This is a genomic window from Sphingobacterium bovistauri (assembly GCF_020295405.1).
In the GTDB taxonomy this organism is placed as follows: domain Bacteria; phylum Bacteroidota; class Bacteroidia; order Sphingobacteriales; family Sphingobacteriaceae; genus Sphingobacterium; species Sphingobacterium bovistauri.
In genome coordinates this window covers 23,601-37,609 of the sequence record NZ_JADEYP010000021.1, presented here as the reverse complement: position 1 = coordinate 37,609, position 14,009 = coordinate 23,601, and the positions used below count along the sequence as shown (strand labels likewise).

Annotated in this window: 16 protein-coding genes; 3 read left to right on the top strand and 13 right to left on the bottom strand. The window is 34.1% G+C overall.

What is annotated here, in order from left to right; all coding sequences use genetic code 11:
• The first annotated feature begins 63 nt into the window (after positions 1-63).
• Entirely contained in the window at positions 64-225 is a 162-nt protein-coding gene (locus IPZ78_RS11550) for a hypothetical protein (protein WP_225553854.1), read from the top strand.
• 65 nt (positions 226-290) lie between these two features.
• Here IPZ78_RS11550 and IPZ78_RS11545 read toward each other — a convergent pair whose 3' ends face one another.
• The 6 genes from IPZ78_RS11545 to IPZ78_RS11520 form a co-directional block, all read right to left on the bottom strand.
• Positions 291-620: a helix-turn-helix domain-containing protein gene (locus IPZ78_RS11545; RefSeq protein ID WP_225553852.1), complete on the bottom strand. Its 330-nt coding sequence runs from the start codon at positions 618-620 to the stop codon at positions 291-293.
• Positions 621-699: 79 nt separating this feature from the next.
• Entirely contained in the window at positions 700-2,067 is a 1,368-nt protein-coding gene (locus tag IPZ78_RS11540; protein ID WP_225553851.1) for a Mur ligase family protein, read from the bottom strand.
• A 3-nt stretch (positions 2,068-2,070) separates the two neighbouring features.
• On the bottom strand, positions 2,071-2,910 hold the full coding sequence (gene prmA, locus IPZ78_RS11535; protein ID WP_225553849.1) for a 50S ribosomal protein L11 methyltransferase: 840 nt from the start codon (positions 2,908-2,910) through the stop codon (positions 2,071-2,073).
• A 2-nt stretch (positions 2,911-2,912) separates the two neighbouring features.
• Positions 2,913-3,680: a triose-phosphate isomerase gene (tpiA, locus tag IPZ78_RS11530; RefSeq protein ID WP_225553846.1), complete on the bottom strand. Its 768-nt coding sequence runs from the start codon at positions 3,678-3,680 to the stop codon at positions 2,913-2,915.
• Between the two features lie 21 nt (positions 3,681-3,701).
• Entirely contained in the window at positions 3,702-4,883 is a 1,182-nt protein-coding gene (locus tag IPZ78_RS11525) for a putative sugar nucleotidyl transferase (RefSeq protein ID WP_225553844.1), read from the bottom strand.
• 69 nt (positions 4,884-4,952) lie between these two features.
• Positions 4,953-5,201: a type B 50S ribosomal protein L31 gene (locus IPZ78_RS11520; RefSeq protein WP_225553842.1), complete on the bottom strand. Its 249-nt coding sequence runs from the start codon at positions 5,199-5,201 to the stop codon at positions 4,953-4,955.
• Between the two features lie 227 nt (positions 5,202-5,428).
• Here IPZ78_RS11520 and lysS point away from each other — a divergent pair, with 227 nt between their 5' ends.
• Positions 5,429-7,135, top strand: a complete 1,707-nt coding sequence (gene lysS, locus IPZ78_RS11515) for a lysine--tRNA ligase (RefSeq protein WP_225553841.1) — start codon at positions 5,429-5,431, stop codon at positions 7,133-7,135.
• Between the two features lie 42 nt (positions 7,136-7,177).
• Here the strand turns inward: lysS and IPZ78_RS11510 are convergent, their stop codons facing one another.
• The gene (locus tag IPZ78_RS11510) at positions 7,178-7,675 is read right to left on the bottom strand and encodes a lipocalin-like domain-containing protein (RefSeq protein WP_225553839.1); all 498 of its coding nucleotides are present in this window, start codon (positions 7,673-7,675) and stop codon (positions 7,178-7,180) included.
• Between the two features lie 127 nt (positions 7,676-7,802).
• On the opposite strand from IPZ78_RS11510, the gene IPZ78_RS11505 reads away from it, so the two are divergent.
• Positions 7,803-8,195 carry a YchJ family protein gene (locus IPZ78_RS11505; RefSeq protein WP_225553837.1) on the top strand — a complete coding sequence of 131 codons (393 nt, stop codon included), beginning with the start codon at positions 7,803-7,805 and terminating at the stop codon, positions 8,193-8,195.
• Positions 8,196-8,532: 337 nt separating this feature from the next.
• On the opposite strand, the gene IPZ78_RS11500 is transcribed toward IPZ78_RS11505, so the two are convergent.
• The 6 genes from IPZ78_RS11500 to IPZ78_RS11475 all read right to left on the bottom strand — a co-directional run bounded on the left by IPZ78_RS11500 (position 8,533) and on the right by IPZ78_RS11475 (position 14,009).
• Positions 8,533-9,015, bottom strand: a complete 483-nt coding sequence (locus IPZ78_RS11500; RefSeq protein WP_225553835.1) for a hypothetical protein — start codon at positions 9,013-9,015, stop codon at positions 8,533-8,535.
• 394 nt (positions 9,016-9,409) lie between these two features.
• The gene (locus IPZ78_RS11495; protein ID WP_225553833.1) at positions 9,410-10,528 is read right to left on the bottom strand and encodes a zinc finger domain-containing protein; all 1,119 of its coding nucleotides are present in this window, start codon (positions 10,526-10,528) and stop codon (positions 9,410-9,412) included.
• 13 nt (positions 10,529-10,541) lie between these two features.
• Positions 10,542-11,675, bottom strand: a complete 1,134-nt coding sequence (locus IPZ78_RS11490) for an SPFH domain-containing protein (RefSeq protein ID WP_225553831.1) — start codon at positions 11,673-11,675, stop codon at positions 10,542-10,544.
• Positions 11,676-11,906: 231 nt separating this feature from the next.
• A complete protein-coding gene (locus IPZ78_RS11485; RefSeq protein ID WP_225553829.1) occupies positions 11,907-12,824 on the bottom strand; it encodes a sugar phosphate isomerase/epimerase family protein in 918 nt (305 codons plus the stop codon).
• Positions 12,825-12,917: 93 nt separating this feature from the next.
• The gene (cmk, locus tag IPZ78_RS11480; RefSeq protein WP_225553827.1) at positions 12,918-13,592 is read right to left on the bottom strand and encodes a (d)CMP kinase; all 675 of its coding nucleotides are present in this window, start codon (positions 13,590-13,592) and stop codon (positions 12,918-12,920) included.
• Between the two features lie 3 nt (positions 13,593-13,595).
• Positions 13,596-14,009 carry a hypothetical protein gene (locus IPZ78_RS11475; RefSeq protein WP_225553825.1) on the bottom strand — a complete coding sequence of 138 codons (414 nt, stop codon included), beginning with the start codon at positions 14,007-14,009 and terminating at the stop codon, positions 13,596-13,598.

Below are 14,009 nucleotides of genomic sequence, written 5' to 3'. Positions count from 1 at the left end.
TTTTAGTTTAGGTTTTGTTGTATATTTTTACGTTATAATAATCAATTGAAAGTAAGAAGTGCTATGATGAACGAAACTATCGAAAAGTTAGAAATTGATGAAAATTTAATCAATTTTAACGGTCCTGAAGATGATGAAGATGATTTCGATGATGATGACTTTAATGTCGAAATCGATTCTATTGGAGGGTACGATGACTTTGATGACGAAGATGAAGATTTCTAGTATATAGAAACGATTACTAGTCTAGCAAAAAATAAGGGCAATTTTTACAAATTGCCCTTATCATTTTATTTCTTGTGTAGCTGCTCGTACAGATCGATTACTTTCTTTTGTAAGTCGATAACCTCTGATTCACGAACTTGTAATTTTTGATTCAATTCATTAATCTCTTCAAATTTTTCTTTTTCTTCATTTGCATCTGATGTAGATAACAATTGAACTAATGATAAATTGAAAAGCTTAGCAATTTGATTTAATCTCGAAAGATTAACATCTGTAATTCCTGTTTCAATTTTAGAAAATGCTGGAATAGAAATATCTAATCTCTTTGCTACATCTTCTTGACTCCACCCCTTTTGGTGTCTTAGTAATCTAATTTTTTTCCCTAAAGTATTCATTTGGTAAATGTTTTATTAATTAACGTGCAATTTAAAAAAAAAATAGTAGATTAAAAAAATTTTATTGCTTTTTTTTGATTTAATAAGACAAAAATTTATCTGCAAAAGTTAACACATTTACCCGAGCATTACTATCAGAGCTCATAAACAACATATTAAAACCTTGTGAATCAAAATCTTCCAAGAAAGAATACAACTCATCCAAATCTGTCACTACAGTCATTTTTCTATGACTAAATGTCGAAAACAACCTTTCTATAATATTACTTAGAATTATATTTTTTTCCTTAATACTATTTTTATTAAAAAAAATCACAGACTCATCAGACTCATCCATACTCCCTCGATACAACTCCAGTTTATCTTCATTCAATATATCGTATGCATTTAATTCGATCACAGTTAACAATTTATAATTCTCAAATTGCTCCTTTACCGCATGAATACTTGTTAAAAGCTTAGAAGCAGTATGCGCAAAATCCTGATAAACAACAGATTCACCATTACTCTTTAAGAACTCTAAATAACGAATGGAACTTTTGAAATCTCGTATATGTTCATAAAAATCAGACCTTTTGATACCTAACCATTCACATACAGTATAGGCACCAGCAATATTTGAAAGGTTTTGCTTACCAATTACCTTTAAAGGAATTTGCTCTTCTCCTACCTCCAAATAGGTAATTCCTTTATTAATAGTATAAGTAGGCATTTTGTATCCATGCCTATTTATCTTACAATCTTTGGTCTCTCCGACGATTTTTAAAACATCAGCATCCTCCTTGTTGTAGACTAATGTCCCTTTTGGAACAATAGTATCTATAAAATCTTCAAATTGCTGAAAATATACATCTTCTGGAACCTCCATTTTATAACTATCCCAATGTACATTACTTATCAAGGCAATATTTGGATGATAATAATGAAATTTTGAATGATCATCAATAGACGATGCATAGTACTCATCCCCTTCTATTAAGATAATCGGAGCTTGGGAAGTTAACTTAATCAATGAATTAAAGCCTTCTAATTGCGCACCAACTACATAATCAAAATCCCTACCTAACCTTTTAAGCACATGCATGATCATGCTTACTATCGTTGTCTTACCAAATGTACCAGCTATGACGACCCTAATTTTATTTATAGACTGTTCGTATATAAACTCGGGAAAAGAATATATTTTGACGCCTAATTCTTGAGCCTTTAGTAACTCTGGATTATCAGCTTCCGCATGTTTACCCAAAATTATAGCATCCAAATCTTCTGAAATTTTATCCGTATTCCAACCAATTTCTTTAGGGTATAACCCTGCTTCCAAAAGGTTTGACTTAGAAGGCTCAACGATCTGATCATCAGACCCCGTAATTTGATGCCCCAATCTTGCTAAACTAATTGCAAGATTATGCATAACACTTCCACCTATTGCTATAAAGTGAATACGCATATGCTATTCCTTAACAAATTTAGCAGCACACCATTTATCCAATGTTTTGTGGCTAACGAAAGTTAGGTCGTTATTAGCACAAGCAGCTTTTAAAATTGGAAGATCCTCAATTTCATAAAACCCACTGATATACAACTCTCCCTTTTGCTCTAAACAAGCTGCATAAGTAGACAACTGATCTAATAAAATATTTCTATTAATATTAGCTAAAATTGTATTGAATTTTTTGTCAGCTATCACCTCTTTTGAACCTAACATAGCTTCTATATTTTCAATATTATTAAGCTCTGAATTCTCTTTTACACTCTCTACACAAATATCGTCATAATCAACAGCTAACACAGTGTTAGCGTCTTTCTTAGATGCAAAGATTGCTAAAATACCTGTACCACAACCCATATCCAACACTTTCTTATCTTTGAATTCATTTTCCAAGATATAAGACAGCATCATAGACGTCGTTTGATGGTGTCCCGTTCCAAACGACATCTTTGGATCTATAATAATCTCATAGTTATACTCTGGTTTACTTTCGTGAAAAGTAGCACGAACATAGCACATACCATCGACAATAATGGGATTGAAATTGCTTTCCCATAAGGCATTCCAATTCTCCTCTTTAATATCCGCAACAGTATAATCAAGATGATAATCAACAACTTTACCTAACAGCAGCGTCTCTAAAGCTTGCAAATCCAAATTAGAACTAGGGATATATCCCGAGAATCCATTTTCAGCGTCTTCAAAGGTATCAAAGCCGATGTCGGCTAATTCAGCTATTAACAAGTCCTTCTGCCAATCTTGAATATCCGTACTCACAAAGTTAACCGCAGTATATTTCATTATTATGCATTAAAAACTTTAACAATATCTAAGAAATCTCTTGATTTCAAAGAAGCTCCACCGATCAATCCACCATCGATATCTTTCTGCGAGAATAATGTAGATGCATTAGATGGATTACAGCTACCACCATACAGAATAGTTGTGTTTTCTGCAATTTCTGCATCATACTGATTTTCAACAGTCTCACGAATGAAAGCATGTACCTCTTGCGCTTGCTCTGGACTAGCAGTCAAACCTGTACCAATAGCCCATACTGGCTCATAAGCTAATACAACTTTAGCAAACTCTTCTTTACTTAAGTGAAAAACACCATTGGTTAATTGCGTTTTGATAACATCAAAAAACTTACCCGACTCGCGTTCTTCTTTAGTTTCTCCAATGCAAAAAATAGGCTTTAAATCGTGTTTTAATGCTGCATTAGTTTTTTCTGCTAACAAAGCATCTGACTCCGCAAAATATGCTCTACGCTCCGAGTGTCCCAAGATAACATACTCAACACCGACAGACTTCACTTGAGAAGCTGAAATCTCTCCTGTAAATGCTCCCGACTCAGCTTGATGAATATTTTGTGATCCAATATTTACATTTTTAACATTTTCTGACAATTTAGCTACAGTAGGTAAATGAATAAAAGGTGAACAAACAATTACTTCTTGTGTTCCTACGACCTCATCTTTTACCATGTTAACAATCTCCGAAAAAAGACTTACACCTTCTTCATAATTCAAGTTCATTTTCCAGTTTCCTGCAACGATTTTCTTACGCATATTTAATTTATTTAAGGTTGATTAATAATTTCTTAAACCTGTTGTTTTCTTATATATATATTCTAATATGGCTATATCATCCGCTGTAAAGCTTTCCTTTTTTACATCCGATTTACGTCTCATCATATCCAAAAACTTAACGATATCATAGCTATCGAACTTACTGTCGGACAACCACGAATAATCAGGCACAAATTTCGGAATAAAATTCGACATCGCAATCTGTGAACCTATACCAATAACTGTCCCAGTATTAATTTTTGAAGAAATCGCAATCATGCTATGATCACCAATAAAGACTCCACATTTTAATAACCCCGTATTTCGAAAATTATTGTATTGGTAAGAGTAAAGTTTCACTGAATTCCAGTCATTTTTCAAATTGGAATTGGAAGTCCCCGCTCCCAGATTACAACCTTCTCCAATTACTGCACACCCCAAATAACCATAATGTCCTTTTGCCGAATTACCCCAAATCACCGTATTATTCAACTCACCACCTACTGTAGTCTTGTCACCAACCGTCACATTTGAATATATTACAGTCCCAGATTTTACACGAGATTGTTTGCCTATCACAGCTGGACCATGAATTACACTTCCAGACTCTATGATGGCATCATCAAATATAAGTATAGATCCTTTAGTAGAGTCCAAAGTAACATTTTCACAAATGACCGCAGATGCTGCAGAATAGACTCCAGAAGAAATTGATTCATAGTCCAAACCATTCAACAGTTCTACATCAAATTCAATTTGCGTAGCATTATATGTAAAAATATCTTCTAGATACTTTAACCTACTGTATTCCTCTTCAAAAACAATATTATCAAATTCATCACTTTCCAACAGCTGAATGATCTCTTCACTAGAATTTACAGTTGAAACAAAAGCAATCCAATCACCATTAGAGTCTATTAATCTCTCATTTAGGCTAAGGTTCTTCAATTTCTTTACCAAATTTTTATTTGGTAAAGCCGCTGCATTAATTACTAAAACTTTTTCTGAAACTGTCTTTAAAGGGAATTTTTTGGAAAGATATTCTTCTGTCAAATAAGACGAAACCGTATCGAATATAAATCCCCACTTTTGATCTAATGTAAACGCACCTAAACGTAAGTTACCAATAGGACGAGTTGCTACCAATGGCAATAAATCGTTTCTACCCTCAAATCGATCGTATAAAACAAGGGAAATACTCATGGGTTAAAAATACAAAAATCCCGATAAATACATATCGGGATTTTTGAATATATAATCGTTAAATTATAATTATTTCTTGTTGTAACGGCTACGGAATTTATCGATACGACCTGCAGTATCAACCAATTTCATTTTACCAGTATAGAAAGGGTGTGAAGTGTGTGAAATCTCTAATTTCACAACTGGATATTCGTTACCATCTTCCCAAGTAATTGTCTCTTTTGTATCTACGCATGATTTAGTTAAGAAAGCATAGTCATTTGACATATCTTTGAATACAACTAATCTGTAGTTTGATGGATGTAAATCTTTTTTCATTTTATCTTATGATTACTATATATGCTAACATTTGAGGTGCAAAGATAACTTATTTTAAAATGAATTCCAAAATAATATTTATCAACACTTCGTTATTTTTATTGACTCTAACTATGAATTCCGAATTGAATACAAAATTACATTATTTCAGCATATAATAATATATAAAATCAATTTTATCTTCACTTTTTCTTACTTTTGCTCATTATTTGAAAATTGATAAAAACATGAGTATTTCACTATCCGAACAGGAACTACAACGTAGACAAAACCTACAAGGCATCATCGATCTAGGTATAAACCCTTATCCAGCTGATGAATACAAGGTAAATGTCAGTGCAGCCGATATACTAGAAAACTACGAAAGAGATAAAATCAATTATAAAAGCATCCGTATAGCAGGGCGTATTATGAGCCGTAGAATCATGGGTAATGCTTCATTTATTGAGCTACAGGATTCAACAGGTCGTATTCAAGCTTATGTCAAACGTGATGACTTGTGTCCAGCAGAAGACAAAACTTTTTATAATACAGTATTCAAGAAATTATTAGATATAGGTGATATTGTAGGTATTGAGGGGTATGTTTTTACAACTCAGACGGGTGAAATCTCTATTCATACAGAAAAACTTACTGTTTTAACAAAATCATTACGTCCACTGCCTATTGTAAAAGAAGCGGAAGGAAAAACTTTTGATGCATTTACAGATCCAGAGCAACGCTACAGAATGCGTTATGTAGATTTGATTGTCAATGCACAAAATCGTGAAATCTTCGTAAAACGTACGAAGTTATTTACTGCAATGCGTAATTTCTTTAATGAAGCAGGCTATATGGAAGTTGAGACTCCTGTATTACAAGCGATACCTGGTGGTGCTACAGCACGTCCTTTTATCACCCATCACAACGCTTTAGACATTCCATTATATTTACGTATCGCAAACGAATTATATTTAAAACGTTTGATCGTAGGTGGTTTCGACGGTGTTTACGAATTTTCCAAAAACTTCCGTAACGAAGGTATGGATCGTACACACAATCCAGAATTTACAGCCATGGAAATCTATGTAGCTTACAAAGACTACAATTGGATGATGGATTTCACAGAACGCTTACTAGAGCACTGCGCTACAGAAGTAAATGGTACCTCAAAAGCTACTTTTGGTCAACATGAAATTGATTTCAAAGCACCTTACCCACGTGTAACGATGGCTGATGCAATCAAACAATTTACAGGATTTGATATCACTGGCAAATCAGAAGATGAAATACGTGTAGCAGCCAAAGGAATGGGTATCGACGTGAATGATACGATGGGCAAAGGCAAATTAATAGATGAAATTTTTGGTGAGAAATGTGAAGGTAACTTCATTCAACCTACATTCATCACAGATTACCCAGTTGAAATGTCTCCATTGACAAAAAAACACAGAGACAATCCAGAATTGACTGAGCGCTTTGAATTAATGGTATGCGGAAAAGAAATTGCAAATGCATATTCAGAGTTGAATGATCCTATAGATCAACGTGAACGTTTCGAAGATCAATTAAAACTTTCGGAAAAAGGTGATGATGAAGCAATGTTCATCGATCAAGATTTCTTGAGAGCTTTAGAATATGGTATGCCCCCTACTTCTGGTCTAGGCATTGGTATGGATAGATTAATTATGTTCTTAACGAACAATGCTTCTATACAAGAGGTGTTATTCTTCCCTCAAATGCGCCCTGAAAAAACAGAGCCTGTAGTAGAGCTTTCTGAAGATGAGAAAATTGTATTAGCAATTCTATCTGAAGAAAAACAATCTCTAACAGAAGCAAAAGACAAATCAGGTCTATCTGGGAAAAAGTGGGACACCACAACCAAAAGTCTACGTCAGAAAGATTTAATCGATATTAAAGTCGAAGGTGAGAATAAATTCATCACTACAAAATAAAAGAAGAAAGGGTTAGTTTATAATAAACTAACCCTTTCTTCTTTAATACGACTCCTCTACCCGATCTCCTATTTTTTCATCGTCTTCCAATAGCTTTGAAACTCTTTGCCAAGTCATATATGCATGAACCATTTGCCCATCAGAAGGAATTGGTTCAACAGATTTCTGATAAAGGACATCCCCTTCAAAATCAAGTTTACGTACCTGCTTAGCCCCTTCCCAATTCGGATTTAATGAAGTTTCAATATGATAGGTTACTTGAGACAAAAAATTATCTGTAGTATATTTACCCGCAAAAGCAATATATCCCTTTACACGAGTCGCAATTTTATTATCATCAACTGAAAATCGATCATCCGAATCGTATCGTATTGGATCTTTTACAGATATCTGCACAGACATACACCCATCTGGACTATAAATTAAAAGACCCTTTGGATTATTCCCTAATGGGAATAAATATTCTTCTCCACCGACAGGAACCTCAATATATGACAACAACTTCCATGATCCAATTATTTCATTTTTTAATGCACTCATATTTATTCTCTAATTATATACAACAACGTTATAATTAGCAAAATAGTTTGTCACATTTTTATTATAAATCCAATAATTCATTTAATCCTTATTTTAATTGAGAAAATGTATGTTTGCACTAAATATTATGACAATGTCTCAACAAGAAAATTGCCCCTGCGGTAGTAGTAAAAGCTATATAGAGTGTTGTAATAGCATTCATGCTAATCCGAAAAATGCTAATTCTGCAGAAGAACTTATGCGTTCTAGGTACTGCGCTTTTGTTAAATTAAATATTGAATTCATTTACGACACCTTTCATCCGAATACGAGAAGATTTCAAAGTAAAAAAGATATTGAAAATTGGGCGAAAGAAAATAAATGGATGCACTTGGAAGTCCTAAAATCTACAGACACCACAGTTGAATTTAAAGCTCACTATCTAGACGTAAATTTAGATGTTAAAGTTCATCATGAACAATCAACTTTCAAGCGTACACAAAACTGCTGGTTCTACCTTGATGGACGTATATTAAGCTAAACCCACTTAACTTAAATTTAACACCAAACTAATACAACACTAACAATTGTATTCTATATTTGAAATATAAAATAACAGAATATGATTAAAGATTTAGAAATTACATGTTTAGAAGCATTAATCGGCACCGAAGAATGGCTTTACGATGGCGATGACCACATTCAGATTGAAGATTAATCTGATATCAGACTCAAACTGCAAAGTTTGACTCTATTTTAATAAAAAAATTTTCACAACATATAGTAAGATGTCTAGACTATCTTAAAATAAAAAACAAAAGCAACCAATAAGTTGCTTTTGTCATTTTCAATATCACTACATTGATCTTCTATGGGTCTTACCCAACTTTTCGATCTAATCTACGTTTTGATTCCCCTCTATGAAAATCTTTACGTCCCTCTCCCTCTTTTCCTTTCTTAAAATCAACATCAGAACGTTTAGCCATTTTGTCCTTTAATAGCTTTTTTTGCTCTGCAGTAAGTAGCTTTTCAAATTTTTTACGATGTTCGTCTCTTTCTTTATGAGCCAATTCCCGCTCTTTTTTCTTTATTTCCTGTTTCCTTTTTAAATACTTCGCTTGATCTAACTGTAATTTATAGACTTCTTTGCGTTGTTTAGAAGTCAAGTTCAATTGCTTATCAAACATTTCAGTACGTTTTTCAGCAATTTGTTCAGGTGATAACTTCACCATATCTTTATGAACATATTCCTTACGTACATATGATTTTTTTTCGCTAGTATGTCTTTTTACACCTTCTTGTGCAAAAGCACCAAGTCCAATTCCCGATAATACTATAGCTAATGATAGAAACTTTTTCATTTTTTCTCCTTTCTTTTTAAAACTTATACCATAATAGATATTCGAACCATCAAAACGTTTAATTTGACAGGAGTTAAAAATTGTTAAGAGAAAAGAAGAATTTAATTTTAGGAAGGTCTATAAACGAAAAAATGCTTTCGTTTCGAAAAGCACATCATTTTTTTTCTTTCATCAGAAAGTTAACTCTACTGTTAACGTTTCTGATTTTCTTTTTTATTTGTTTTGTTTGGTTGTTCTACAAATCCCCAATTAGTAACATAATACATGTAAGGATTTCTGTCTAAGATTGTTTTCTTTTCTTTTTTTATCATATTTTACCTTTCCTTTATTCATTTGATATATAGGTTACAATAACCAAGCCAAATTTTCACATTGACAAAACCCACAGCGTGATCTAACTTGTAAATGCAAAATAGAATCCCAAAACAATTAATATAGCTGATACTAAGAAAAATATCTTCCAGAAGCTATAAGGTCGATCACCATACACACGACCCGAAAATGCATTTATGAGTATATTATATGTTTTGCCTTTGTATTTATAGGAGGACATATATAATGGCAAAAGAATATAACGTAAAGTAATGTCACTTAATTGAATATTGTAGTCATTTATACGTTGTTCATCACCGCCTATATCTTGATAAATCCAAGAACTAACTTCTTGATCGATTACAGTCTTTGCAAGGTCGAAACCCTTTTGATGATCTAGTTGAAAAGTCTGTGCTAAAAAACCACTCAAATATCGCTCATCAAAAGGTACTAACTTATCCAAATTCCATGAATTTACTTTATTTGAATTTTCTTGTGATAGTGATGTAGATGCACTGATCAAAATATTATCTAACTGTCCTGAAACGCTACCTGAAACATCGTACCATCTCGTCTTACGATCCTGAACAGTTCTTGTCTTACCATCACTATCACGTACTGTACGCGACACATAATAATACTCTCCACGTTCACCATCGTAGGCAGATACGGCGTACGTATTGTAACTCCAATATGGAATATATATACCTTTTAACCCACTAACAGAATGGGCATTAAGCACATGCTTAAGGTCATTAGGCGCAAACCACAATGTGTCGCCCCACTTTTTTAAGTTTGATAATGCTTGTTTATAATCGATTCCAAAGGGTAAAATAGCATTTGGCCGTAGGACATGCTCCATATGATGATCAATGACCAAAGGTGAAGCACAAAATGGGCAGTTTGTCGATACAATATGCGCATCCATTGTTGTAGTCGCTCCACAGTTTGTACAGCTAGCTACTTCTGCTAATTGATTTAGGCTTTCGCTTTTATTGGAAATAGAATCTGTATACTCTTGAATTGGAATTGGTGATAAATCAACTGTCAGCTCAATCTGGTCTAACTGAGGAATTTCATTTTTTGTCCCACAATATGAACACAATAGCGAAGATGTGCCAGGCAAATAATGCATTGGAGCACCACACTCAGCACATCTCAGATTCTTCTTAACCTCAGTCGTTTTATTTTCAAAAGACATATAGCCTACTGAATTAAACCCCTGGGATAGGTGGTGGTGTATTCGCAAACAATGCACTGACATCTTGGTTGTCACTTGCTTTCTCCCAAGCCTCCAAACCAGCAAACCACACCAAAGTATCTTTCTGAATAGAGCCAGTATTTACTAAAGACTTAACTTGCTCATACGACACAGGCCCCTGTTGTTGCCCCTGCGCTACATAGAAATAGCTTTTCTGATCCTGATTAGGCAATGGAGGCGGTAGATTAGTTATCCCTTGTTGCTGCTGGTTTCCCTCAAATTTACGTTCTTGAAAAACATTCCCCATCTGTCCCATCATACCCATACCTAGACCAGCACCCATTCCCGCGCCCATTATTCCTCCTCCATTAGGATTTTCTGCAGCTTTCTCCATGGAATTAGCAGCTTGAAATTGAGCAAAAGCACCTAAATCCCCTACAATTCCCATTCCACTTCGTTTATCTAACATCTTCTCCACCTCTTCTGGTAAAGAGATGTTCTCAATTAAAAACTTATTTAAGTTTAACCCTATTTCGTTAAACTCGGGTGTTATCTTACCTTGTATTATTTGAGACACTTCGTCGTAATTGGAAGCCAAGTCAAGTACCGGAATTTTAGATTCGGCAATTGCATCCATCCCACGAGAAACGGCTAAATTTCTCAATTGCTCATTGATCTGATCAACTGAAAAATCAGGATTAGTAGCCGCTATTTCTTTTAAAAACACTACAGGCTCTTTGATACTGAATGCATAATTTCCAAAAGCACGTAAACGTATAGGGCCAAATTCTGCGTCACGCAACATAATTGGATTTCTGGTCCCCCACTTTTGATTTGTGAATTGACGTAAACTTACAAAAAATACATCTGCTTTGAATGGGCTATTGAATCCATATTTCCAGCCACGCAACGTAGTCATGATAGGCATATTCTGTGTAGAAAGCTCATACCGACCAGCCATGAAAACATCAGCAATAGTGCCCTCATTCAAAAAAATAGCAGCTTGACCTTCGCGTACAGTCAACTGTGCTCCCATTTTTATTTCATTTTGATATCTTGGGAATTTCCAAACAATGATATCTTGAGAATCATCTATCCATTCAATTATATCAACAAATTCATTTCGCAATTTATCAAATAAGCTCATTGTATATATTATTTAAGTTTATAGTAAAAAAAGAATAAAGCCGTTTTATATGAAAAATGATAAATCAATTAATATTAAACTAGAGTTTTACAAATTGATCAATACATACCCATTCACAACGCAACTGAAATTTACGAAAGAGTTTATAAATTAAGAAAAAATATTTCGCTCCACTTTACAATTAGAGTCCCAATAAAAGTATAATTTAGATTTTATTTCAAATATTTTTATCTACTTATTAAAGGAAATAATCTTATCCAAGCGTGTAGAAAAATCTTGTAGCTGCGCTCTATCACCATTTCCCAACTCCAACACAAGCCATTCGCCAGAATAATTCACTTTTTTCAAAGCTTCCATCACTACTTTCCAATCAATATCTCCTTCAGTAAGTGGTACACCAAAACCTTTGCCTAAGCCTTGCTCATTCATCACTTTGCGACTAAATTCTTTGATATGTACGTTAAATATACGATGATCTAAAGCCTCAATCCAATGTTCTGGCCATCCATAACGCAAAACATTGCCAACATCAAAGTACCAACCTACTAATGGGTGATTGATTTCATCTATAAATCTTTTAGCCTCCACAGGACTCAAAATAAAATTATTCCAAACGTTCTCCAAAGCTATTTTAACTTGATATTTCTCTGCATACGGAATAAGTTGACGGATGCTTTCAAGCGCTCTCATGTAAGCCGATTCGTAAGAAACAGAAGCATTGACAACGGCAGGCACAACCAACACTGTCCCTCCGCCTAATCGTTTCGTCTCTTCTAATGATTTAGCTACAGAATCAATAATTCCTTTACGGATTTGCTCATCTGGACTAGAAAGAGGTTGGGACCAGTGATCCTTATTTACCGTTCCTAAGATTTCTATTCCTGTTGCATCCCGCGCACCCAATAATTCTTTGGTATTTAATACGGCCGGGGAATTTATTTCTATTCCATGAAAACCCAGATCTTTTACCAATTTGAATTTATCAAGCACAGACAAATCATCCTTAATCATATAATAGCTAATTCCCTTCTTAAGTTTGATTGTAGGTGAAGACACAAATCGATCTTTAGAAGTAGATGCTAAAGCCGGCACCACCAAAGTCGAAGCTAATAATGTAGATGTTCGTCGGATAAAATCTTTGCGGTTCATGATATAAATTTATAATTAGCTAAAATAAAAAAAGACTTTTGCCTCAATAAACAAAAGTCTTTTAAAATAAGTAATATTTTTGATTCAATAACGCTATTTGCGTTGATTGTACAGATTCAATACAAAATCTAGCTGTTGTTGTTGTGTTAGATTCGAATTATCAAGCACAATAGCATCTTCAGCTTGACGCAAAGGACTTTCTTCTCGTGTACTATCAATATTATCTCGATGAGCTAAGTTTTCAATAATTTCTTCCAACGTCACTCGCTCACCCTTCGCCATCAACTCAGTATAACGACGATTTGCACGAACCATTGGATCGGCTGTCATAAACAATTTCAAATCTGCATCTGGAAAAACCGTAGTCCCAATATCACGTCCGTCCATGACAATATCACGTCGTGCCCCCAACTGTTGTTGCTGTGCCACCATTGCTCTACGCACCTCCTTAATTGCACTCACTTCACTCACCTTTTCCGAAACCTCCATCTGACGAATTTCATCTGAAATATCTTCGCCATTCAACAAGATTTGTGTTTTCTCTGTATTTGGAATAAAATCAATATGAATATTTTCCAAAGCTGAATTAATTGCTTCAGAATCTGTAAAGCTAATTTTATTACGCAAGAAATATAGTGTTACGGCTCTATACATCGCACCACTGTCCACAAAAACAAAGTTTAGTTTTTTCGCTATCGATTTTGCTACTGTGCTTTTACCACAAGAGGAAAAGCCGTCAATTGCAATTATAAAATTCTCCCTCACCATGTTCTAATTATTTCCTCCTATGATTACACCTGGCTTATTAACTAATGGAACTTTGGATAAATTCTCATCAACAATACTTTCTGGAAAGAAAATATATTTTTTATCAAATATTGTATTATCAACATAATAGCTCAACCAATATTCATTAGTCAATCCGAAAACTTGCGTATCAATAATTTCAATTTGTACTGAACTCTTAGCTGAAATATCGCCTAAAAAGTGACGTAAAGTCGAAGTTTTCACTTCCCGCCCATCTTTTTCACCATATCCACGTGAAGACACTATTACATTGGTTAAATCGACATTCTTTTCATTAATTAAATATACCGTCCAGCTTTTTGAATCAGGAGTAGAATTCTCCAAAACAACCGCTATGGATATATCTTCAACTATATTAATCGGCAAATCCTTCTTCAT

Bases quoted from the DNA above. Each gene is read 5' to 3' on its own strand.
- IPZ78_RS11550 (WP_225553854.1), top strand. From the start codon at position 64: ATGATGAACGAAACTATCGAAAAGTTAGAAATTGATGAAAATTTAATC.
- IPZ78_RS11545 (WP_225553852.1), bottom strand. From the start codon at position 620: ATGAATACTTTAGGGAAAAAAATTAGATTACTAAGACACCAAAAGGGG.
- IPZ78_RS11540 (WP_225553851.1), bottom strand. From the start codon at position 2,067: ATGCGTATTCACTTTATAGCAATAGGTGGAAGTGTTATGCATAATCTT.
- prmA (WP_225553849.1), bottom strand. From the start codon at position 2,910: ATGAAATATACTGCGGTTAACTTTGTGAGTACGGATATTCAAGATTGG.
- tpiA (WP_225553846.1), bottom strand. From the start codon at position 3,680: ATGCGTAAGAAAATCGTTGCAGGAAACTGGAAAATGAACTTGAATTAT.
- IPZ78_RS11525 (WP_225553844.1), bottom strand. From the start codon at position 4,883: ATGAGTATTTCCCTTGTTTTATACGATCGATTTGAGGGTAGAAACGAT.
- IPZ78_RS11520 (WP_225553842.1), bottom strand. From the start codon at position 5,201: ATGAAAAAAGATTTACATCCATCAAACTACAGATTAGTTGTATTCAAA.
- lysS (WP_225553841.1), top strand. From the start codon at position 5,429: ATGAGTATTTCACTATCCGAACAGGAACTACAACGTAGACAAAACCTA.
- IPZ78_RS11510 (WP_225553839.1), bottom strand. From the start codon at position 7,675: ATGAGTGCATTAAAAAATGAAATAATTGGATCATGGAAGTTGTTGTCA.
- IPZ78_RS11505 (WP_225553837.1), top strand. From the start codon at position 7,803: ATGACAATGTCTCAACAAGAAAATTGCCCCTGCGGTAGTAGTAAAAGC.
- IPZ78_RS11500 (WP_225553835.1), bottom strand. From the start codon at position 9,015: ATGAAAAAGTTTCTATCATTAGCTATAGTATTATCGGGAATTGGACTT.
- IPZ78_RS11495 (WP_225553833.1), bottom strand. From the start codon at position 10,528: ATGTCTTTTGAAAATAAAACGACTGAGGTTAAGAAGAATCTGAGATGT.
- IPZ78_RS11490 (WP_225553831.1), bottom strand. From the start codon at position 11,675: ATGAGCTTATTTGATAAATTGCGAAATGAATTTGTTGATATAATTGAA.
- IPZ78_RS11485 (WP_225553829.1), bottom strand. From the start codon at position 12,824: ATGAACCGCAAAGATTTTATCCGACGAACATCTACATTATTAGCTTCG.
- cmk (WP_225553827.1), bottom strand. From the start codon at position 13,592: ATGGTGAGGGAGAATTTTATAATTGCAATTGACGGCTTTTCCTCTTGT.
- IPZ78_RS11475 (WP_225553825.1), bottom strand. From the start codon at position 14,009: ATGAAGAAGGATTTGCCGATTAATATAGTTGAAGATATATCCATAGCG.